General features: G+C 45.4%; 16 protein-coding genes. 7 read left to right on the forward strand and 9 right to left on the reverse strand.

Translation table 11 applies throughout. From position 1 onward, the window contains the following. Entirely contained in the window at nt 1-765 is a 765-nt protein-coding gene (locus tag OCU36_RS07715; RefSeq protein WP_261837468.1) for a ChbG/HpnK family deacetylase, read from the reverse strand. Nucleotides 766-767: 2 nt separating this feature from the next. Next, nucleotides 768-2105 (reverse strand): 6-phospho-beta-glucosidase, encoded by a 1338-nt coding sequence (locus OCU36_RS07720; protein WP_261837469.1) that lies wholly within the window; start codon nt 2103-2105, stop codon nt 768-770. Between the two features lie 114 nt (nt 2106-2219). On the opposite strand from OCU36_RS07720, the gene OCU36_RS07725 reads away from it, so the two are divergent. Continuing rightward, a complete protein-coding gene (locus tag OCU36_RS07725; protein ID WP_261837470.1) occupies nt 2220-3131 on the forward strand; it encodes a LysR substrate-binding domain-containing protein in 912 nt (303 codons plus the stop codon). A 224-nt stretch (nt 3132-3355) separates the two neighbouring features. Here the strand turns inward: OCU36_RS07725 and pheT are convergent, their stop codons facing one another. Both pheT and pheS read right to left on the reverse strand, forming a co-directional pair. Continuing rightward, the gene (gene pheT / locus OCU36_RS07730) at nt 3356-5761 is read right to left on the reverse strand and encodes a phenylalanine--tRNA ligase subunit beta (RefSeq protein ID WP_261837471.1); all 2406 of its coding nucleotides are present in this window, start codon (nt 5759-5761) and stop codon (nt 3356-3358) included. 18 nt (nt 5762-5779) lie between these two features. Beyond that, entirely contained in the window at nt 5780-6763 is a 984-nt protein-coding gene (pheS, locus tag OCU36_RS07735; RefSeq protein ID WP_261839710.1) for a phenylalanine--tRNA ligase subunit alpha, read from the reverse strand. Between the two features lie 354 nt (nt 6764-7117). Here pheS and OCU36_RS07740 point away from each other — a divergent pair, with 354 nt between their 5' ends. Both OCU36_RS07740 and OCU36_RS07745 read left to right on the forward strand, forming a co-directional pair. After that, the gene (locus OCU36_RS07740; protein ID WP_261837472.1) at nt 7118-7882 is read left to right on the forward strand and encodes a hypothetical protein; all 765 of its coding nucleotides are present in this window, start codon (nt 7118-7120) and stop codon (nt 7880-7882) included. Then, on the forward strand, nt 7803-8579 hold the full coding sequence (locus OCU36_RS07745; protein ID WP_261839711.1) for a hypothetical protein: 777 nt from the start codon (nt 7803-7805) through the stop codon (nt 8577-8579). Before OCU36_RS07740 ends, OCU36_RS07745 begins: the two co-directional genes overlap by 80 nt. A gap of 308 nt (nt 8580-8887) precedes the next feature. Here the strand turns inward: OCU36_RS07745 and OCU36_RS07750 are convergent, their stop codons facing one another. From OCU36_RS07750 to OCU36_RS07760, 3 genes are all read right to left on the reverse strand, one after another. Beyond that, on the reverse strand, nt 8888-9382 hold the full coding sequence (locus OCU36_RS07750) for a porin family protein (RefSeq protein ID WP_261837473.1): 495 nt from the start codon (nt 9380-9382) through the stop codon (nt 8888-8890). A gap of 142 nt (nt 9383-9524) precedes the next feature. Beyond that, the gene (gene hrpA, locus OCU36_RS07755; RefSeq protein ID WP_261837474.1) at nt 9525-13592 is read right to left on the reverse strand and encodes an ATP-dependent RNA helicase HrpA; all 4068 of its coding nucleotides are present in this window, start codon (nt 13590-13592) and stop codon (nt 9525-9527) included. 198 nt (nt 13593-13790) lie between these two features. Further along, complete coding sequence (locus OCU36_RS07760) at nt 13791-15104, reverse strand: MipA/OmpV family protein (RefSeq protein ID WP_261837475.1); 1314 nt, start codon at nt 15102-15104, stop codon at nt 13791-13793. 132 nt (nt 15105-15236) lie between these two features. On the opposite strand from OCU36_RS07760, the gene OCU36_RS07765 reads away from it, so the two are divergent. Continuing rightward, nucleotides 15237-15623 (forward strand): VC1380 family protein, encoded by a 387-nt coding sequence (locus tag OCU36_RS07765; protein WP_261839712.1) that lies wholly within the window; start codon nt 15237-15239, stop codon nt 15621-15623. Nucleotides 15624-15953: 330 nt separating this feature from the next. Continuing rightward, entirely contained in the window at nt 15954-16403 is a 450-nt protein-coding gene (locus tag OCU36_RS07770; protein WP_261837476.1) for a tellurite resistance TerB family protein, read from the forward strand. A gap of 144 nt (nt 16404-16547) precedes the next feature. Here OCU36_RS07770 and OCU36_RS07775 read toward each other — a convergent pair whose 3' ends face one another. Further along, nucleotides 16548-17078 carry a 3'-5' exonuclease gene (locus OCU36_RS07775; protein ID WP_261837477.1) on the reverse strand — a complete coding sequence of 177 codons (531 nt, stop codon included), beginning with the start codon at nt 17076-17078 and terminating at the stop codon, nt 16548-16550. 87 nt (nt 17079-17165) lie between these two features. After that, a complete protein-coding gene (locus OCU36_RS07780) occupies nt 17166-18704 on the reverse strand; it encodes a sensor domain-containing diguanylate cyclase (protein ID WP_261837478.1) in 1539 nt (512 codons plus the stop codon). A 349-nt stretch (nt 18705-19053) separates the two neighbouring features. Here OCU36_RS07780 and OCU36_RS07785 point away from each other — a divergent pair, with 349 nt between their 5' ends. Both OCU36_RS07785 and OCU36_RS07790 read left to right on the forward strand, forming a co-directional pair. Beyond that, nucleotides 19054-19686, forward strand: coding sequence for a DUF2760 domain-containing protein (locus OCU36_RS07785; RefSeq protein ID WP_261837479.1), 633 nt, complete (start codon nt 19054-19056; stop codon nt 19684-19686). Beyond that, nucleotides 19686-21650 (forward strand): Hsp70 family protein, encoded by a 1965-nt coding sequence (locus OCU36_RS07790; protein WP_261837480.1) that lies wholly within the window; start codon nt 19686-19688, stop codon nt 21648-21650. The genes OCU36_RS07785 and OCU36_RS07790 overlap by 1 nt, the downstream gene beginning before the upstream one ends. Nucleotides 21651-21762 lie beyond the last annotated feature (112 nt).

Genomic DNA, 21762 nt, shown 5'->3' on the forward strand with positions numbered 1-21762 from the left:
TTATTTGATTCCTTTGAAGTCGATGAGTTCTATTTCTTGCACCTGTAACCAGATTTTGATTTCTTCTGATAACAAGACTCTCAGTTCATGTTCACGTTGTGTTGTATATGATGACAGGTAGTTAAGCTCATAGTCTGAATAGCCTGGATGAGCCATAATTTCGATGGTAGTCTTGTTGTCGCTATCTTTTAATACGCGAATGGTCTCTTTTAAACCTTCGATATTGGCTCGATCGCCGTAAAACTGGGCACTGAATTTATCCGTTGTTTTCACTTCAAGTGCCTGAAGATCATCGATATAGTAATCGGCTCTGCGAGACGCCAAACCTATTTCATTAGCAAACTTAATAAAGCCATCTCTCAAGTTAGGTAAAAAAGCGGCAAAGTGATGGGAATCGAAGTGATCAATTTCGACACCATAAAACTTAGCTTTCAGATATTGATTCATGGCCTCAATATATACGTGCTCTGCATTGACTTGCTCAGCATTATTCGCTAGGTAATTGCGGCTATGAAATTCACCGTTACCATCAACTAGACTTGGAATGTCTTCCGGTTTAGAAATCGACTTTCCCAACGTCAAATTAACGTGCAACCCGATATTTTCCAGCTTGTGTTTATGGATCAAATCAATAGCATCAGCAGTGCCTAACTGATTCACCATTAGCGTCGTAGATGTCACGACCCCATTTTTTATAGCTTCGACTATGCCGGCATTGACTCCTTTAGTCAGGCCAAAGTCATCGGCATTAATGATCAGTTTCATGATTACCCCTGTAAAATTTCAAAGCTTTCAGGTTTGAATTGAGGGAGCTGATGGGCATTTTGGATAAGCATATCTTTAAGCGCACGCTCAAGCTTCACACCAGTCCCAACAATCGGGTTGATCGTAAGAGCACGTAAGCCGGTTTCGACATCGCCTTTCATTGCCGATTCAATTGTCAGTCTTTCAAAGGTCTTCATGGTCTGAAGCAAGCGAAGCGTATCTTCAGGGAACGCCGAGACACTAAGCGGGTGCGCGCCCGACGAGCGGATAATCGCGCTGACTTCGACCGCACAATCGTCCGGCAGGCCATCGATCGCACCGTTGTTAACGGTGTTGACATGCATGATCTCACCAGTGTTGTTATGGATGGCATTCATAATTTTGCACGCCGACTCTGAATAGTACTGACCACCACGAAGCTCAAGCTCTTTCGGTTTTTCGTTCAAGTTTTCGTCTTTGTAAACATTAAATAGCCTTTCTTCGATCGCTTTTACGACATCAGCCCGGTTTACCGCTTCGCTATTTTTAGCAATCTCCTTTTCGAGGATATCTTCGCTTGCATAGTAGTAACGCAAGTACGAGCAAGGCAACATATTCATATTCTTCAGCAGGGCTTCTGACCAGGTGAACTGCGCGATATTTTGTGGACGCATCTTGTCGTTTCCCGCCAACACCTCGTTGATAACAAACTGCATTTTGTCCTGTTTTTTATGGATGATTTGACGCGCCCACACCAAGTGGTTCAAACCAGCAATCTGAATAAAAAAATCATCATTGTCAGCGTCCAACAACTCCTTCGCACCGCGTTCCATATTGACCGGCACATTACACAGTCCTATAGTTTTAGTCGTGCTGTTACGCAAAATGGCCTCTGTCACCATACCCGATGGATTGGTGAAGTTAAGAAGCCATGCGTTCGGGCAGAGCTCTTCCATCTCGTAGGCAATTTCTAGCGCTACAGGAATAGTGCGACAAGCATTGGCATAACCAACAATGCCGTTGGTTTCCTGGGCTATCATGCCATGCTCGGCTGCAATGCGTTCGTCTCGGATGCGGCTTTCTAGACAGCCAGCTCTAAACTGCGAGCAGACAAAATCCGCATCTTTCAACGCATCCGCGCGATTGGTGGTCAAGTGGATCTGCATCTTACTTCCGACTTTGTCAGCCATACGCTTGGTCAGACCGTAGATAATTTCCGCTTTCCACCAGCTATCTTCAATATCAACTAGCCACAACTCGCCGATTGGCATCGTTTTAACGCGTTTTAGCAGACCTTCTACTAATTCAGGTGTGTAACTCGAACCAGCACCGATTACGGCAACTTTCAATAACTTTTTCATGTTTGATTACCATTTAGTGATTAGATGCATTAGTTTTTCACATTCAAATTGGGTTAACAAATCATAAAAAATACGCTATAAATTAACTGAGTTAATCCATAACGGTATCGTAATATGCTCCGTACCAGTGCCAACCACAATAATATTTACCTATTCCTCGCTACAGCAGAAACCCTGAGTTTTACCGAAGCAGGGAAAAAATTCGGTATAACTCAAGGAGCTGTGAGTTATAGAATAAAACAGCTCGAAGATGAAATCGGCAGTAAGCTTTTTATCCGTCAGATCCGACGAATAGTATTAACCCCTGAAGGCAAACAGCTATATGTTGCAGTCAAGCACTCCTACAAAGTCATTGATAATGTGATCTCTGATCTGAAAGACCCAACGCCTACCGGTGAATTGCGCATTGGCGCATCCCCGTCGTTTGCATCGCGCGTGCTCATTCCCGCACTGCCGAGCTTTCTTGAACAATATCCGCAAATGAATGTTCGCGTGGTCACGTCGAGCGTTTCGCAGACCTTCAACGACGAGTCGATGGATTTGGCGATTGTCTATGCCGACAGGGTTAGTGAGTTTCATACCGAGCCAGTGATACGCGAGAGTATTGTACCCATCTGCAGTCCAGCCTATGCTCGCAAACACAAGCTCTTATTCACGAACCAAACTTTATCGGAACTAACCTTAATAGATAACGTCAACTCGTCGAACTGGATGCAGTGGCTAAACAATAGCGACTACGTTGCGAGCAACAACAACCGGTTCCTAGTCGATAACTTTCACAGCACACTCTCTGCCGCGACGTCGGGGATTGGTCTAGCCATCGGGCGTTGGACCCTTGTCAAGGATCTTATCCTGTCAGGCGAGCTAGTCGCACCTTATCAAGCAGTACTGACAAACAAGCACTATTGGTTGGTTTCGGTAAGGGGAATGGAACACAGGGCCAGCTACAAACTGTTTGCTAGCTGGGTCAACAGTAAGGTGTTTGGAAAAAATGCGGAAGCTACGAGCAAGATACCTCACCGCTAACGCCATCACTTTTCCACGAGATAACAAAATTGATTCTTATTAGTATAATGGAGCCATAAATTTAGCCGACCACATGCAGGCAGGACGCAAATCCGAAAAGTCAAAGTACTCTATGGATCGTAACTCAACATTGTCCAATTCTCAGTTAGCCCCCGACTCTACCGATAAAAACAAAAAAGGCCTCGCAATGCGAGGCCTTTGGTTTTTCTATCTATCAGAAGAGATTAGTCGCGAAGTGCTGCGCCGAATTTCTCTGAGATTGAAGCTACGATAGCATCTACTGAACCAGCGATGTCTGCATCTTCAAGTGTGCGCTCTACAGACTGTAGGCTAAGTGCGATTGCTAGGCTCTTCTTACCTTCTTCAACGCCTTGACCAACGTAAACGTCGAACAGTTTAGCGCCTGTTAGGAATTCGCCACCCGCTGCGATACACGCTTCTACGATGTCGCCAGAAGCGACTGCTTCGTCAACAACAACTGCGATATCACGACGGTTTGCAGGGAACTTAGATACGGCTACGGCTTCTGGAAGCACGCGAGTGTTGATAGCTGCCCATTCGATTTCGAATACGATAGTACGGCCGTTAAGACCAAACTTACGCTCTAGCTCTGGGTGAACAGTACCAATGATACCCACTTCTTTGCCGTTAGCCATAATCATTGCTGACTGACCTGGGTGAAGTGCTGGGTTGCGCTCTTTTGCTTCTGAAGAAAGAGCTTTGAAGCTGTATGCGATTTCGTTTGCAGAAAGCTCAAGAACGGCTTCTAGGTCACCTTTAAGATCGAAGAAATCGACAGTGTTCGTTGCCATGTCCCAGTGCTCTTCACTACGAGCACCAGAGATAACGCCCGCAAGCATCATTTCTTGACGCATGCCGTTTTCAGCCGTTGCTTCAGGGATGAAACGTAGGCCTGATTCGAACAGACGAACACGTGGCTGTTGACGCTTCTGATTGTGAACAACAGTGTTTAGAAGACCTTGGATTAGGCCAAGACGCATTGCTGACATGTCCGCAGAGATTGGGAATGGCAGGATCAGCGGCTCAACATCTGGAACGATCAGTTTTTGCTGCTCTGGCTCAACGAAGCTGTATGTGATTGCTTCGTGGTAGCCACGGTCTACAAGAAGGTCACGAACGCGCTTAAGCGGTTGGTTAGCTTCTTTGTGGTCATTCATTTTAAGTGCCGCTTTAGGCGCTTGGTTTGGAATGTTATCGTAACCGTAGATACGACCTACTTCTTCAATTAGGTCTTGCTCGATTGCGATATCAAAACGCCAAGATGGAGACGTTGCCGTCCAACCTGCATCAGTGCTTTCAACTTCACAACCTAGGCGAGTAAGAATTTCCACTACGTCTGTAGATGGGATTTCGTGACCGAGTAGGCTGTCTAGCTTAGCGCGACGTAGAGCAACTACGTTTGCTTTAGGAAGATCAGCTTCAGATTCGCTGCCGTTTACTGGCGCAACTTCACCACCACAGATTTCAACGAGAAGCTGTGTTGCACGCTCCATTGCTGCTGCTTGAAGTGTTGAATCAACACCACGTTCGAAACGTAGAGAAGAATCTGTGTGAAGGCCGTAAGCACGTGCGCGACCACGGATGTGATCCGGTGCGAAGAATGCTGCTTCAAGAAGTACGTCTGTCGTTTCAGTCGTAACACCTGAATCTTGACCGCCAAAGATACCAGCGATAGCTAGTGCTTTGTTGTGGTCTGCGATAACAAGTGTGTTGCTGTTAAGTTCAGCTTCGTTGCCATCGAGAAGTGTTAGTTTTTCGCCCTGCTCTGCTAGACGAACCACGATACCGCCTTCGATCTTAGCCAGATCAAATGCGTGCATTGGTTGGCCTTGCTCTAGCATCACGTAGTTTGTGATGTCTACCACTGGGTCGATTGAACGGATACCACAACGGCGCAGTTTTTCTTGCATCCAGATTGGAGATTCCGCTTTCACGTTTACGTTCTTAACCACACGGCCAAGGTAACGTGGACAAGCATCCGTTGCTTTGATTTCAACAGAGACTGTGTCTTCAATGCTTGTTGCAACAGCTTCAACTGCTGGCTCTGTAACGTCTGCGCGGTTGAGTACGCCAACTTCACGAGCAAGGCCACGGATGCTGAAGCAGTCTGCGCGGTTTGCTGTTAGGTCTACGTCGATAGTGACGTCGTTAAGCTCAAGAAGCTCACGTACGTCCAACCCTAGCGTTGTGCCTTCAGGCAGCTCAAGGATGCCGTCAGACTCTACGTCGATGCCTAGCTCAGAGAAAGAACAAAGCATGCCGTGCGATGGAACGCCACGTAGTTTTGCTTTCTTGATTTTGAAGTCACCAGGCAATACTGCGCCAACGGTTGCTACTGCGACAGTTAGGCCAAGACGACAGTTAGATGCACCACAAACGATATCTAGCAGCTCTTCTTCGCCGATATCAATTTTTGTAACTTGTAGTTTGTCTGCGTCTGGGTGCTGACCGCACTCAACCACTTTACCTACTTTAACGCCGGTGAAAACACCCGCTACAGGTTCTACATCGTCAACTTCCAAACCAGCCATAGTGATTTGGTGAGCTAGCTCTTCGCTGTTAATTGCAGGTTTAACCCACTCGCGTAGCCAAGATTCACTGAATTTCATAGTTTTGACTGCCCCGGATTACTTGAATTGTTTAAGGAAACGAAGATCGTTCTCGAAGAACGCACGAAGGTCATTTACGCCGTAACGAAGCATCGTTAGACGCTCTACACCCATACCGAATGCAAAACCAGAGTATTTCTCAGGGTCGATGCCAACAGCGCGAAGTACGTTAGGGTGAACCATGCCACAGCCTAGAACTTCTAGCCATTTGCCATCTTTACGTTTCACGTCAACTTCAGCTGAAGGCTCTGTGAACGGGAAGAATGAAGGACGGAAACGCACTTCAACTTCTTCTTCAAAGAAGTTACAAAGGAAGTCGTTAAGAATGCCTTTAAGTTGTGCGAAGTTTACGTTCTCATCCACTAACATACCTTCCACTTGGTGGAACATTGGCGTGTGAGTTTGATCGTAGTCGTTACGGTAAACACGACCCGGAGCAATGAAGCGGAATGGCGGTTTGCCGTTTTCCATCGTACGGATTTGAACACCAGAAGTGTGCGTACGTAGCATGAGATCAGGGTTGAAGAAGAAAGTATCGTGATCAGTACGAGCTGGGTGATCGTCTGCGATGTTTAGTGCATCAAAGTTGTGGAATGCATCTTCGATCTCAGGGCCAGACTCAGTGCTAAAGCCAAGCTCACCAAAGAACTGTTCGATACGCTCAACGGTGCGAGTCACTGGGTGAAGACCACCGTTCTCAATGCGACGACCTGGTAGGCTCACATCGATGGTTTCTTCAGCGAGTTTCGCTTCAAGCTCTGCACGTTGTAGTGCGTCTTTACGAGCTGCGATCGCTTGTTGAACAGCACCTTTCGCTTTGTTGATCTCTTGACCAGCAGTGCGACGCTCTTCAGGTGGAAGTTTACCTAGGCTTTGTAGTTGAAGAGTTAATTCACCCTTCTTACCTAAATACTGAACTCGCACTTCATCAAGTGCGACTAACGAATCTGCTGTATCAATAGCAGTCGTTGCATTAGCAATGATCTCTTCTAGATGTTGCATCATTTCCTCATCTACCAGTTGGTAGTGTCCGTATCGGATGATTAGTTTTTTTAGATAGCTACACATACTAATCAAACACGCTAACAATGCCAAATTGAATCGTTAAAAGAGACTGTTATTGGCTAAAAACACGGCAATTTTAATGCTAGAAAACCCAAAATCATTCAAATGGGTGATGCCAATAGTCAAAAGACCCAACTGACCTTTAGCCATTAAAGCTAACTTTCTCTGTTTGGCCTCTGGTTACGGCTAATATTTGCCTAACCGACCCCGTTTTCTGTTAAGTTGCTATAAATTCAGTAAGGGGTGACTTACAATAGTGACAACGACTTACCTTTTTTTGAGAACACAACATTGAGCGCCAAATATTCTTATTTAGCCTGGCAAGTGCAGACGTCTAGCCCGGCAGAAAAGCTGGTTTTATTGATGCTTGCAGACGGTGCTGACGAGTTCGGTTACACCAATGTGTGCTTGCAAACAGCAGGTGAACTGTGTGCTCTCTCTACATTTGGTTTAGCAGACTGCTTGAAATGCTTAGTCGACCAAGGTTTACTCGATAAGGTGAAAGTGGATTATCGAGATAAAAAAGAGATTCACGTTTTCAAAATGCTGATTGAACAAAAGCAAGCGGTGGAGCACGTTGAGGCTCAACCGGTCAATAGTATACCGGTCTACTCGACTGCACCTGCGCCTGCGCCTAAGTTTCAACCCGCGCCGCCGGCAATGCAAAATATGCAGCCGCCCCCTCGCCCTCAAGGTCGAGGTTCAACCAACAGTAATACCGTTTCGACGCATGACCTGAACGAAGAAGAGATACCATCATGGGCAGAGCGTGCGTTTAAATTCTCCGGCCTCGCCGGTGACCATAATTTAGTATGGAAGAAATTTGTCCTCTGGTATAAAGCCAAAGCCAATGAATTAATGCCACTATCTAGAATTGAATCCAAGCTACAATACTGGCTAGTTAACGAGAAACAAAATGAAAGACAACACCAGAAAACCTCTCAATATTCAGGAAATGCAGGACAAGCTCAAGGAAATGGGTATCGACAAAAGCTTAGCCCATCTGAACGCTTCAGGCAGCAGCTCATTCAAAAAGGCAAAAAGCCAACCTTCTGAGCCAGCGCCAATGGTTGAGTCCCATGCGCCAATACAGAGTGAAGTGATTGCCGCACAAACAACCGAAGTCAGAGTGACAACACCTAACGCGACTGACTCTGGTAAGTCTCAGCAAGTGCCTGTCGTTGATCAAGATCCGGCAGAGCTCGAGCTGACAGATTGGTGTATCCATGTGTTCGGTTCTTTCCTGAGCGTGTACGAAACACAATGGGAATACCAATACGGCAGTGAGCCAAGTGGTAAGTTCATTGAGTTTGCCCACTCTGTCGATTCTGATGGCCTCAATCGAGTGCTAATGCACTGTCATGAGCGAATTCAACTCGGTAACAGTTGGCCGCCTCAAATGGGTGAACTTTGGATTCTGAAAGACTCTTTAACTGAAGAAGAGTTATTAGATAGCCGCATTCGTGTATTGTCGCGCACAGCGGTGAACAAAATCGAAAAATGGCTGATTCAAAACAAACTGTATGACTTGAAACGCACAGCAGAGAACAAACTTGATGGGCTATTTAAAAAGTATTACTTGGAAGCGAAACGTTTAGAAGAGAAAGGGATGCTTGAAACTGAATTACCACAATTCTTGCTTGCCGCTAACTCGGTGAAGAACCTAAACGATTTAAAACGTGAAGAGTACGAAAGCCAACACGGTAAAGCGATTAATCCAAGAATTCAGCGTATTCTAAACAGCAAGAAGTAATACTAATGGTGATACATAACCGGCCATCCTAGCTTGTTAAAAACCTCGATAACTTCGTTAGACTGTTTGCTTGTAAAATAACGACTTATCGAAGCTGCTTGTCGAAAAGAGCGGCCTTGTTCTCAAGCTTTTTTCCTGCGCTATTTCTGAACAATTACTGACTGTGATTTTGGTATAACCGTCCCTCTTTAGATATTACCCGAACATCAGAGACAAAAATGCCAGCTATCAAGCTGGCATTTTTTATCAATTCTAACGAACTCTTTAACGACTATCCGATCGTTACTTACGATCGCCTGACTGATTAATTACAGTAGGTGAATAGTGGCATTTAGCGTAAATACGTCTGAGTCGTCATCTTTCATTTTAAATTTTTGGTAGCTAGCACCAACAGAGACAGGGCCAAATACGAAGTATTCTGCGCCGACACCGTACATAATATCAACTTCGTCTTGCTTGAAGCTGTCTGCCTTTAGCTGGTAAGAGTGAAGACCACCCTTCGCGTATATGTGCAGAGGACCGATGTCGATACTTGGCTTAATTGCTGCGTATACGGTGCTTGCATCCATGTTAGTTAGGTTACGATTACCGTATTTGATGTTATCAAAAGAACCAAGATTCCAGTAACCCGCTTCAACACCGATCAATGGAAGAATACCGGTACCTGCATGAATCCCCACCGCCATTTCATTTTCGCCGGCAAATGAGTTTTGACCACCCATAACACCACCGTATATCCATGAATCAGCCATTGCTGTTGAAGATGCACCTAACAGTGCGAGTGCCAATAACGTTTTTTTCATATTCAACCTTTTTATCCTAATAGCCGACCTTGTGTGGTAATAAATTGCCACCAAGTCGCCCGGTATGTAATCACTATTCAATTAATCATTATACTAGCAAGATTTATACCCAAATCATGCCACTACGTCTAGTTTTATTCCCTTAACAAGCATCAATTGCATTTTTAACTCGCTTGTCTGAAACAGGATAAGGTGTACCAAGTTGCTGTGCGAAGAAGCTTACACGAAGCTCTTCTATCATCCAACGCACCTCTTTTACGTTTTCTGGAACCGCGATCCCTTTTGGAATTTTATTCAGCAGCTCTTTGTAATCATTCATTACGGACTCAACTTTGATCATGTGCAATCGATCTTTATTTGGGTCAATCGGTAGTTTTTCCATACGACGCTCAATCGCTTTCATATAGCGTAGAATATCTGGCAGGCGTTTCCAACCACATTCCGTGGCAAACCCTTTAAAAATCAAGCCTTCTACTTGAGCTTTGATGTCTGAAAGCGCAAAAGCCATGGAAAGGTCAACTCGCCCTTTTAACTTCTTACTGATATTGAATGCCGTGGTTAATATGGTTTCAACCTGTTGAGCTATTTCAACAACCGTATCACCCAACTCTGCACGTACGTGTTCTTTCAATGCTTCAAACTGCTCAGGTTCCCAAACTAAACCGCCCTTCTCTTCGATCAGCTTATCAATACCACAAGCGATACAGTCATCGATAAGATCGAGAACCTTGCCATATGGGTTGAAGTACAAGCCAAGCTTGGATTTGTTCGGCAAATTCGAGTGCAAGTATTTGATTGGCGACGGCACGTTCAACAAGATTAAACGACGCTGACCCGATTTCATCGCAGAGATCTGCTCTTGCTCGGTTTCGAACAGTTTGATCTCTACGCTGTCTTTGGTATCCACCAGCGCTGGGAAAGCTTTAACATCGTAGCCACCACGCTTCTGCTGGTAGACTTTGGGTAATTCGCCAAAACTCCACGTATGCAGGTTCTGCTGTTCAATATCATCGTCAGCAACCTTAGAAAGCGTTTCTTGAACCTTGTCTTTTAGGCTCTCTTTCAGCTCATAGAGGTCTTTCTGTTCCTTGAGCTTACGCTTGCGATGATCCACAGCACGGAATGTTACCTTTAAGTGCTCTGGTATCTGGTCTAACTTCCAATCATCACGCACCACTTCAACACCCGTCATGCGGCGTAGCTCTTTTTCAAGAGAGTCCAATAGCGGCGTTTCTAACGGAGTGACGCGAGCTAAAAACGCATCAGCGTAGTTCGGCGCAGGAACAAAGTTACGACGCAGTGTTTTCGGCAGCGACTTAATTAGGCTAATCACCAGTTCCTGACGAAGGCCCGGGATCTGCCAATCAAACCCGTTTTGATCAATCTGATTCAAGATAGGCAGCGGAATGTGTACCGTGACACCATCGTTGTCGTCGCCCGGTTCAAATTGGTAACTCAGCTTGAGCTTGATACCGTTTTGGTGCCAGAAGTTCGGGTAATCCAGATCGGTAACGTGGCTGGCATCGCCTCGGAACAGCATCGATTTTTCAAAGTTAAGCAGCTCAGGGGTTTTCTGACTGGTCTTCTTCCACCAAGTATCAAAGTGACGACCAGAAACCGCCTCTTCGCCCACACGCTGGTCATAGAAATCGAACAGTTCGTCATCATCGATCAAGATGTCACGACGACGCGATTTATGCTCTAACTCTTCGACTTCTTGCAGCAGCTTACGGTTCTGCTTGAAGAAAGCGTGTTTGGTTTCCCACTCACCTTCAACAAGCGCGCTGCGTACAAACAACTCACGGCTGACGGTGGCATCAATCGCGCCGTAGTTCACAAGGCGTTTAGGTACGATTGGGATCCCGTAAAGCATCACTTTTTCGTGCGCCATGACCGCCGCTTGTTTCTTCGACCAATGCGGTTCGCTGTAGCTGCGCTTAATCAGGTGTTTCGCTAGCGGTTCAATCCATTCAGGTTGAATTTTAGCAATTACACGGCCCCACAGTTTTGAGGTTTCCACCAGCTCAGCAGACATGATCCACTTAGGCTGTTTCTTAAATAGGCCAGACGCAGGGAAGATATGGAAGCGCGCATTACGTGCACCCTGATATTCATTCTTCTCTTGGTCTTTCATACCGATGTGCGACAACAGGCCTGATAACAGGGACATGTGAATGCCATCGTAGCTGCCCGGTTCCGTATTCAGCTTAGTATCCAGTTCACGCATTGCTTGGTGAATTTGGAAGTACACATCTTGCCATTCACGGATACGCAAATAGTTGAGGTAATCTTGCTTACACTGTTTGCGGAACTGATTACTCGACAACGCTTTTTGTTGCTGCTTAACGTAATCCCACAAGTTCACAAACGTGATGAAGTCAGATTCTTTATCGAAGAAACGCTTGTGCTTGTCATCAGATGATTGTTGCTTATCTGATGGACGCTCACGCGGGTCTTGAATCGACAGCGCAGACGCAATCACCATCACTTCGTGTAGGCATCGGTTACGTGGCGCTTCAATCACCATACGCGCTAAACGTGGATCAATCGGCAGCTTCGCCAGCTTACGACCAATCGCGGTTAGCTTCTTCTTATCATCGCCGTGGTTGTTGTTTTTGTTCGCTGACGGTTCGACTGTCGCGATCGCACCCAACTCTTCAAGCAATCTGACACCATCTTGAATGTTGCGCTTATCGGGTGCTTCAACAAATGGGAACGCTTGAATGTCGCCTAGGCCTAGCGCTGTCATCTGCAAGATTACCGATGCTAGGTTAGTACGAAGGATTTCTGGGTCAGTAAACTCTGGACGTGATTCGAAATCTTCCTCGGAGTAGAGACGAATACAGATACCTTCCGCAACACGACCACAACGACCTTTACGCTGATTGGCACTCGCTTGAGACACGGGCTCAATCGGTAGGCGCTGTACCTTGGTACGGTAACTGTAGCGACTGATACGCGCCGTACCCGGGTCGATAACATACTTGATGCCCGGAACCGTTAACGAGGTTTCTGCCACGTTGGTTGCCAGAACGATGCGTCGACCAGTATGAGACTGGAAGATACGGTTCTGCTCACCCGCCGATAGACGTGCGTAAAGCGGCACAATTTCAGTATCACGCAGGTTACGTTTACTTAATGCATCGGCGGTATCACGAATCTCTCGCTCACCGTTCATGAAGATCAAGATATCGCCAAGGCCTTCATCACACAGCTCATCAACCGCGTCGAAGATGCCTTCAATTTGGTCGCGGTCTGAATCACTTTCATCACCACCTAATGGGCGGTAACGTGTATCCACAGGGTAAGTACGGCCAGAGACTTCAATGATTGGTGCATTGTTAAAGTGCTTCGAGAAACGCTCTGGGTCGATGGTTGCCGACGTGATGATCACTTTCAGATCAGGACGCTTTGGCAGCAACTCTTTCAGGTAGCCCATGATGAAATCGATGTTCAGGCTACGTTCGTGCGCTTCATCGATGATGATGGTGTCGTACTGATTTAAGAATCGGTCGTGCTGAATTTCCGCCAGTAGAATACCGTCGGTCATCAATTTGATTTGGGTGTTATCAGAAATTTGGTCGTTGAATCGAACCTTATAACCAACGAACTCACCCAGCTGTGTTTCCATCTCTTCAGCAATACGGTTGGCAACCGAACGCGCCGCAAGACGACGCGGCTGAGTGTGACCAATTAAGCCAAAGCGGCCGCGGCCAAGTTCAGAACAGATTTTGGGTAACTGAGTGGTTTTACCCGAACCCGTTTCACCCGCGACGATAACCACTTGGTTTTCAGCGATGGCTTTCGCGATGTCTTCGCGCTTTTGGCTAACCGGTAGAATTTCTGGGTATTCAATCGTCGGTTTCTGTGCCGCACGCTGTGTGGCTGTCATCATCGACTTAGCTATGTCTAACGCAATCTCATCAAAGACAGCGTGCTTAGCTTGTTCATTCTTAATTTTGCTCGCACCCGCAATTCGCTTACTCAAACGGAAGCGATCGCGCATCATACATTCATTGAGCGCTTTACGAAGAGAGGCTGGGCTATTCTGAGATGATTTGTTGTTTGTCGCTGATTGTTCAGCTTGTTTGTTCTTTGATTGTTCAACAGATTTTTTCGATGCAGCTTGATTGGGTTTCGCTTGGCTCTGTGAAGAACTTGGCTGTGCTGCATTCTTGTTGTTGTCTGCTTTTTCCGGAGACGAAGTCAAAGCGTGTCCTATTGTTGTACTTATTAAACTCGCGCGATTATATCACAAGTCTCAAACAAAAAAGCCTGACAGCAAAGGGAAAACCTTTTGCTATCAGGCTGATTAATCACGCTAGCACTCTCAAGAGCGATGAAAGCGCGGTCAAATATAAGTTGTACTGAGTAAACTCTGGTTTAAAGATAACGTTAAAAACTGCGCTTAAAACTCATATTGGAAGTAAACCGTGTTGTAGTTACTGCCGCCTTTGATTCGTCCAAACTGAGAGGCTTTTTCAAAGATCGCAGAACGGTGATGCAATGAATAACCCAACCATAAGTTGTTCAAGTCATTCTTACCGATCAAGTCGCCCACATTCACATCAAATGAGAAATCTAAGTAGTTCAAAAGATGGCTTGCTGTATACCCTTTACGATCCATTTCAGTACCTTCAATGTAGGTAATCGAATCGATGTAAGACATCCCTTCCGCAACACCAAATCGCCACTGTGCTGGCCAATTGAACGTGTAATAAGCTTTGATCGCAACAATGTATTCTGTGCTGCTTGATTGAACATCGGAACGCCAGTGATGGGCAATACCCGGCGTAAGATACAGGTCCAATGGCAAACCAAAAAGCTCATCGGTTAACGGATGGCCGTAGAACAATGAGGTCAATTGATTGTTGTATTCATCTTTCTCGGTATTGAACTTCATGATGTCGCCAATGTTCGATGGCGTTGCCCAACCATGTGCGACCCGTAAATAGGGGGCATTACTCAGTTTCGGTTTCGGTGCTTTTTCTTTGTCGTTGAAGAAACCAAAACCCAGGTACAACTCACCTTGATAACGGTCTTCGACAATCGACGAATCATAAGCATTGTCGTCCAATCGAGTCACACTGGTTGAACCCAACAAGTACAAGTTTGAAATCACGTGGTAACGCGCTTCAACACCGACGTTCAGATCGACTCCCGCCCCTATCGACTCGCCAGCGGCAGCATAATAGGCGCTATTAAAATCGGCACTTTTGTAACGAAGTGTCGCTGTCGGAGTAAATTCCCAATCGCCGATATCATACTTTGTTTTAGCATGCAGATTACCGTGAAAATTGTACTCACTGTCGCTCATGATCTCGGTTTCGAACGTCCACTGTTCATTCCATTGATAACGGATTTGCGCACCAAAATCGGCGGTATCGCCCTCAATCGCATTTTGCTCCGAAGCGGGAATATCAATAAATCGCGTCCGAGAAATCGCGTTTAAAGACCATTTGTCATCGTCAGTTTGATAGAGATAAGCCCCCATTTCAGTGCCATCAATGAATACATAGTCGTTCTTGAAAAATAGCATAGGAACAAAAGAGCTAACCGTTTGATCGCCACCAGACGTGTCATAAGGGATGCTGGCAGTTCGGTACATTGCGGCGATACCCCACTCTTGTTCTTCCGCGGCCAACACATTCGTGCCTAGGAAAGCGCTGCTGAGTAAAATCACGCCAGAGGCAGTGAGAGTCGATAAATATTTGCGCTTCATTCTTATGTTATTACTCTTTGTCATGAATATGGTGTTACTGGATAGACAGTTTTAGGCTATTTCAGAAAACTAATTTTAGGTTTGATCTGCATTGGCCGTTACAATGAAGAATATTATCAGTGAAATAGAAGCATTGTGAAAGTCTCAGAATTACAATCCATTATAGACCACTTACCCAGTGATTCCGACCCAGATGTTGTTATGGGTGAAGCGTGGTTGCCCGAGCGTTTGGTGAATACTAACCTAGACGGTGACCTGTTTTTTCTTGAGTTTGATAACGTCCCCGACGACCATCAAGGGGACGAGGAAGGAAGAGGTTTTGTTGAGCACGAGATTACGATGATTCGCGAAAAGCTTGAACAAGTGTTAGACGACCCTTCCGACACCAAAACCAAAGCCGATGCCCTATTAGCAATATTTTTAATGGGTCATGAACTGTCTAGCTCTGAAGTTATCGAAATACTTGAGGCTACTGAGTCTGAACACGCTGCGCTCGAAACAAAAACACTCGACAACTAACCCCACCGCTGATGATCTCGCCCGCGCTCAATGTTGAACGACTTCGCCATACATAAGCGCGCGAATCGAGAAGCGACGTCCTAGCAATCAAAACTTCTATCGCCTTGCAAAGCGAAGTGGGATTGGTGAACGAAAATTAGGTAGCGATGGCCAAACTACAAGCAATTGCAACGCTAAGGGATAATGGAGAAGTCACGCACTTTCCAAAACCCGATTTAAAAGTGCTCCTTTCTGCTCGCCTATTCGTAATGTCAGTTTTAAGTAAAGAGGCTTGCGATCACACTCTGTAGGCCTAATAGTAATAATATTCACCATAACTGGAATGCTCTTATGTTTAACTCACTTACCTCGTTATTTAAACAATTAGTCGAAGGCTCTGATCTAGGCAAAACGTCCATCGCCTCTCCGAATTTAGCGATTGCCAGCTTGTTATGCGAAGTCGCTGGTGCAGACCACGCGATAAATGACTCAGAACAAGAGGCTAAGATACAATTACTTCAACGTTTATTGGACATAACCGAAGAAGAATCAAAAGCTTTATTGGCGCAAGCTGAGCCTCAAGTTGAACAATCTGTTTCTCTGTACGACTTTACCTCTCAACTACGCGAGCTTTCACAGCCGGTTCGCATAGACTTGATTAAAGCAATGTGGGAAGTCGCGCATGCTGATGGAGAGATTGATCCACTTGAAGATTCCGTGATCCGAAAAACCGCAGAATTACTTTATGTTGACCACAAAGATTTTATCAAAAGTAAGCTAAATGTGTTGGGCGAAGATTAAACGCTGAATAGGATCAACAGCGACAGTTCACATACTCATCGCTGTCGATTAAATAACAGTGAAGCCCATTGCCCATCAGGTTGGAATGGACTTTGATTACGAGCACTGGTCATTCGCCGGTTTGATTGCGGAAAAGATAAGCCTCTAAAGCATGGTCAAAGTAAGCTTTGCCAAGTTATAAGCATCGACATAACCTGAATGCTGACGACCTTCCCACTCAATATTTTTCGCTTCTTGAGCGGCGCGATGGCCTATGCGCTTGTCTTTCAATCGATTCTGAACCCGATAAAGTGTTGCGATATTGATAAACTCGCTAAAAGGAGGCTCGATGCCTTTCTCGATACACTCTTTGCGTAAGATAAGGTCGTCACGCCCCCACGCTGCGTAGATTTTTTTAGGGCCGCCAAAGTTTTTAATCATCGACTTAATCACAGATTCTAATGAACGCCCCTGCTTTTCGATTTTACGTGGTGTAATACCCGTTAGCTCTGCACAAAAAGGAGATATCTCATCTTTCTCCGGCTTAACGTAGTATTGTGCTCGCTTCACGATAGTCCCAGAGAGAAGATCAATCTCAGCAAGCCCCACTTCGATGATCTCGCCCGTTGTTCCTACACCATCTTCACTCCAACAGCACATTTCCAAATCGAAACACACCACTCGATTGTGATTCATACGTCGCCTAATTATCTCTTTAAATATTTTGTAAAATTGTACATGAGCCCAATAAAGAACTCGACCTTAGTTGTATCAAGTGTTCATTTAGGCTGCAATTGTGACTCTATTTCGACCATTGATCTTACTTTGATAGAGCATACTGTCCGCTTTTTGCATCAGTTCTTCGCTGTTCTCATTATCACGAATAACCGCACCAATACTCAAGGTGCAGTTAAGGTCTCGGTCTTTATGTTTACAATGAGAGTGGCTCACCGAATTTAAAATACACTCTAAGTAAGTCTTCAACGCCTCATGATTTGTGACATTAGAAATAATACAGAACTCATCGCCACCGACACGAAACACGTCATCCCCTTCTTCTAAATTCATCGAGATCACTTTGATGACATGTATCAGCAAACTGTCGCCAGCAGGATGGCCAAATTGGTCGTTAATACCTTTGAACTCATCGATATCAAACCCGATGAGACTGAAAGGTTTGTTTGTCTTAATGGCGCTATCGATGCTTTTATTGAAAGCACGTCGGTTATAAACTTCGGTTAAGCTATCGTGGTCAGCTAAAAAACGAAGTTCTTCTGTCCTTTTATCCAGCATTCTATACAAGCGTTCTTTTTCACGAATTTGTAGGTTTGCGATATAGGCCAGCAAGAATGATATGGTGGTGCCAACCAAAGCAATACCCACTAATACAAGGTAACCATTAAATGTGATGTATGAATCTATCTGGTAATCGATCTGCCAATTTCGGTTAACCAAGTTAATCATTTTGGTCGAATGGTGTCCCGACACGTTTCCAAAACCGTCGCTTTCAAACAAAATAGGCGCGTCTTCTGCTTCAAAACCTATATCAGTAACACGGATATAAACGTCAATATCATTGATAGCCGACGCAAAGAGGTTGTCAAAGTAATCAGCAGTATGAACCACACCAATCACTATCCCGAGTAAATTATCACTTTCACCTTCAAAAACAGGGTGATAGACCAATATCCCCTTTTTAGGAATGCTGGGTTCTAATCCATCTTGTATTAAACGAACGTTGTCTGAAACATTCGCTCGACGTGTTTGATAAATATTGTCTAAAACTCGCCTAAATCGCTCTCGAGACGAATAAAAGCCAAGTACTCTGTTATTCTCTTCCGTGTTTGGATAAACATCTGTCGCGATAAAAGCAGGCTCACCATCTAAGATGTAACCCGTGGTTTTAGGTTCGTGCTTCGGTATGGTGTACACCTCATAGGATGGGTACACCTCTTTCATCTTCGCCATATGTTCCGCCACTTCATCGGCCGGCACTTTTTGCATCCACTGTAAGCTGATTAAGCTTTTTGAATCTTTAATAGTTTGTTCTGCAAATCGATCGAATCCAACCCAATGTTTAAAATCGTTAGCATAAAAATAATTGGCACCAGATCCGATATAAGCGATGTCATTGTCAATAAAGGCTTTCAGACTTAAGGTTCGATTTTTAGCAAAGTGCTCCAAATTTGTGCTCAAGGCACGATTTTGGTTGAGGGCGACTAACGCAAAGCACAATGCCGTAATCAGAAAGAAGGCAAAAAAAACAACTAATGGTAAAGTTTTTCTCTTCAACCCTGTATACGAGTCGATAATATGAGGCATACATATCCCATGTTGAATTCTGTAGACAATTAAGTATATAACGTAAACGAAATAGGCTCCATGCGTCTTTATAACTAAAACTGATACAAAATAGGCACTCGTTTACCTTCCCAGCATACCAATGGTTGTTATTCAATCAAATCTCGACGAATTTTTACAAAACACACCAAAATCCCACTTGATTAAAAACATTAAATACTGCTCTACGCCTTGAATATGCTAGTATTCATCCATATTTATAGCTTGAAAGAACCCGTATTGCCTGAGGGTTTCAGAGTTTTCTTTCCAACCCGTATATTCAACGTAACCAATGAATATACTGTTAAGTCATTTTAAAGAGAAAATCACTATGATCGTTGATTTGAACCTAATCCCACAGACGTTTGATATGCTTCACGCAGGCCTCACTGCATCAAGCGTTTTACTACTGCTTATCGCCATTTCTCGTAAAACCAAAGTGGTTGAGAAAGTCGTTGAAAAACCAGTAGAGAAGATAGTTGAAGTTGAAAAGCCAGTTGAGAAGATTGTCGAAGTTGAGAAAGTGATTGAAGTTGAGAAAGTGATCGAAAAAGTCGTAGAAGTTGAATCAAAACTAGCAACAGCAACGACCGATTCGGCAATGCAACTTCTGTCTATCATGCAACAAGAAGCGCGCCTAATTGATTTCCTAAAAGAAGATCTAACGTCATTCTCTGATGAAGAAGTTGGCGCAGCAGCACGTGTGATTCACACTGGCGGTCAAAAAGTATTGACAGACTACGTAACGCTGTCTCACATCCGCACTGAAGATGAAGAAACACGTATCACGGTTGTTGAAGGCTTCAATCCACAAGAAATTCGCCTAACAGGCAATGTAACGGGTAACGCGCCATTCAACGGTACACTGGTTCACAAAGGTTGGAAAGCCACTGACATGAACCTGCCTAAGCTTGCTGAAAACTACGATGCATCTGTGATTGCACCGGCAGAGGTGGAGCTATAATGGAACACCAAAGTCATTCAGCTCAAGAGCTATCTTCTCAAGACCGAGAGCATTCACAACAGCAGCAAGCACCTAAGTTCAGTGTTGGCATCGATTTAGGCACCACTCACTGCGTGTTGTCTTACATCGACACAAGCAATGAAGACGCCCGCGTAGAGGTGATGCCAATCCCTCAACTGACCGCGCCAGGTACAGTAGAAACTCGCAGCCAACTGGGCTCGTTCCTATACCAACCGCACGAACATGAAATGAATGCCGGCTCTCGCGTTCTGCCTTGGTCTTCAGAGCCAAAAGCGCTAGTGGGTGCGATTGCTCGTAACCTGGGTTCTAAAACCCCTATCCGTTTGGTAGCAAGTGCAAAATCTTGGTTATGCCACGGTGGTGTTAACCGTCGTGATGCTTTCCTTCCTGCGGGCAGCCCTGAAGAAGTTGAAAAAGTCTCTCCGCTTAAGACAACTGAATTGTACCTTGAGCACCTTAAAGACGCATGGAACCACGCAAACCCAGAACACAAACTGGCAGACCAAGATGTAACGATCACGGTTCCAGCTTCGTTTGATCCTGCGGCTCGTGACCTAACAGCAGAAGCGGCACGTAATGTTGGTTTCACTCACCTAACGCTTCTAGAAGAGCCACAAGCTGCGCTTTACAGCTGGATTGATAACAGCAACGACACATGGCGTGATGAAGTCAACGTTGGTGACATCGTTCTTGTTGTCGATATCGGTGGTGGTACAACCGACCTTTCGTTAGTTGAAGTAACACAAGATGACGGTAACCTAAGCCTGAATCGTATCGCAGTAGGTGAACACATCCTACTTGGCGGCGACAACATGGACTTAGCACTGGCTTACCGCCTGAAAATGAAACTGGCTCAAGAAGGTAAAGAGTTGGCGCCTTGGCAGGTTCAAGCAATGACTCACGCCTGTCGTGATGCGAAAGAAGCACTGCTTAACGATGCTGAATTGCAATGTGTGCCTATCGTTGTACCTAGCCGTGGTTCTAAGCTACTGGGCGCAACACTGAAAACAGAACTGACTCAGCAAGAAGTACAACAAACATTGGTTGATGGCTTCTTCCCGAAAGTCGCCGTGACTGAGCACCCAGTTCAAAAGACGCGTGGCGCACTGACTCAAATGGGTCTGCCTTACGCTCAAGATGCAGGTATCACTCGTCACATTGCCGCATTCCTTTCGAAGCAAGCAAACGCGCTTTCTGGAAATAGCGAAACGGCTCAGCAAGATTTCAACCCGTTTGCAAACATGCCGGGTATGCCGGGTGCAGAAGCGCCAGCGGCTGACTTCATCAAACCAACCGCAATTCTGTTCAATGGTGGTGTTCTAAAATCGAACCTACTTGCGGATCGTCTTTCAGATACCATCAACGAATGGCTGATCAATGCGGATGCAGAGTTTGCAAAACAACTTTCAGGGTTAGACTTAGACCTCGCTGTGGCGAGCGGCGCTTCTTACTACGGCGCCGTTCGTCGTGGCCAAGGCGTTCGTATTCGTGGTGGTATCGCTTCTTCTTACTACGTAGGAATTGAAAGCGCGATGCCAGCAATCCCAGGTATGGCTCCTCCAATGGAAGCACTGTGTGTTGCACCATTTGGTATGGAAGAAGGTTCAAGTGTACAAGTTCCTAGCCAAGAGTTCGGCCTAGTGATTGGTCAGCCAGTCCACTTCCAGTTCTTCGGTTCAACCACTCGTCGTGAAGACGTAGCGGGCACGCATTTAGATCACTGGGCACCCGAAGATCTGGATGAACTTCCAGAGATTCAAGTGACGCTGCCTGTTTCTGAAGGCCGTCGCGAAGGTGAAGTGGTTCCTGTCACTTTGGCTTCTCGTGTTACTGAGCTTGGTACCTTATACCTAGAAGCGATTGCCACTGACAACGGTCAGAAGTGGCACGTTGAGTTCGACGTTCGTGAAGATTCGAACAACGACTCAAACGACGAAGCATAATGAATCAACGGCACCTTAGCGGGTGCCGTTATTTTATCAATACCGCTCCCAATTCAGTCCTACCTGTTTCTCAGGAACGACGTATACGAATAACAACAATAAGACCAAAACT

This window comes from Vibrio artabrorum (assembly GCF_024347295.1).
Taxonomy (GTDB): Bacteria; Pseudomonadota; Gammaproteobacteria; order Enterobacterales; family Vibrionaceae; genus Vibrio; species Vibrio artabrorum.

Excerpts from the sequence above, each read along its gene's own strand:
- pheS (WP_261839710.1), bottom strand. The coding sequence starts at position 6,763 with ATGCAACATCTAGAAGAGATCATTGCTAATGCAACGACTGCTATTGAT.
- OCU36_RS07745 (WP_261839711.1), top strand. The coding sequence starts at position 7,803 with ATGGGTATCGACAAAAGCTTAGCCCATCTGAACGCTTCAGGCAGCAGC.
- OCU36_RS07720 (WP_261837469.1), bottom strand. The coding sequence starts at position 2,105 with ATGAAAAAGTTATTGAAAGTTGCCGTAATCGGTGCTGGTTCGAGTTAC.
- OCU36_RS07775 (WP_261837477.1), bottom strand. The coding sequence starts at position 17,078 with ATGAATCACAATCGAGTGGTGTGTTTCGATTTGGAAATGTGCTGTTGG.
- OCU36_RS07715 (WP_261837468.1), bottom strand. The coding sequence starts at position 765 with ATGAAACTGATCATTAATGCCGATGACTTTGGCCTGACTAAAGGAGTC.
- pheT (WP_261837471.1), bottom strand. The coding sequence starts at position 5,761 with ATGAAATTCAGTGAATCTTGGCTACGCGAGTGGGTTAAACCTGCAATT.
- OCU36_RS07770 (WP_261837476.1), top strand. The coding sequence starts at position 15,954 with ATGTTTAACTCACTTACCTCGTTATTTAAACAATTAGTCGAAGGCTCT.
- OCU36_RS07785 (WP_261837479.1), top strand. The coding sequence starts at position 19,054 with ATGATCGTTGATTTGAACCTAATCCCACAGACGTTTGATATGCTTCAC.
- OCU36_RS07790 (WP_261837480.1), top strand. The coding sequence starts at position 19,686 with ATGGAACACCAAAGTCATTCAGCTCAAGAGCTATCTTCTCAAGACCGA.
- OCU36_RS07780 (WP_261837478.1), bottom strand. The coding sequence starts at position 18,704 with ATGCCTCATATTATCGACTCGTATACAGGGTTGAAGAGAAAAACTTTA.
- OCU36_RS07725 (WP_261837470.1), top strand. The coding sequence starts at position 2,220 with ATGCTCCGTACCAGTGCCAACCACAATAATATTTACCTATTCCTCGCT.
- OCU36_RS07760 (WP_261837475.1), bottom strand. The coding sequence starts at position 15,104 with ATGAAGCGCAAATATTTATCGACTCTCACTGCCTCTGGCGTGATTTTA.
- OCU36_RS07750 (WP_261837473.1), bottom strand. The coding sequence starts at position 9,382 with ATGAAAAAAACGTTATTGGCACTCGCACTGTTAGGTGCATCTTCAACA.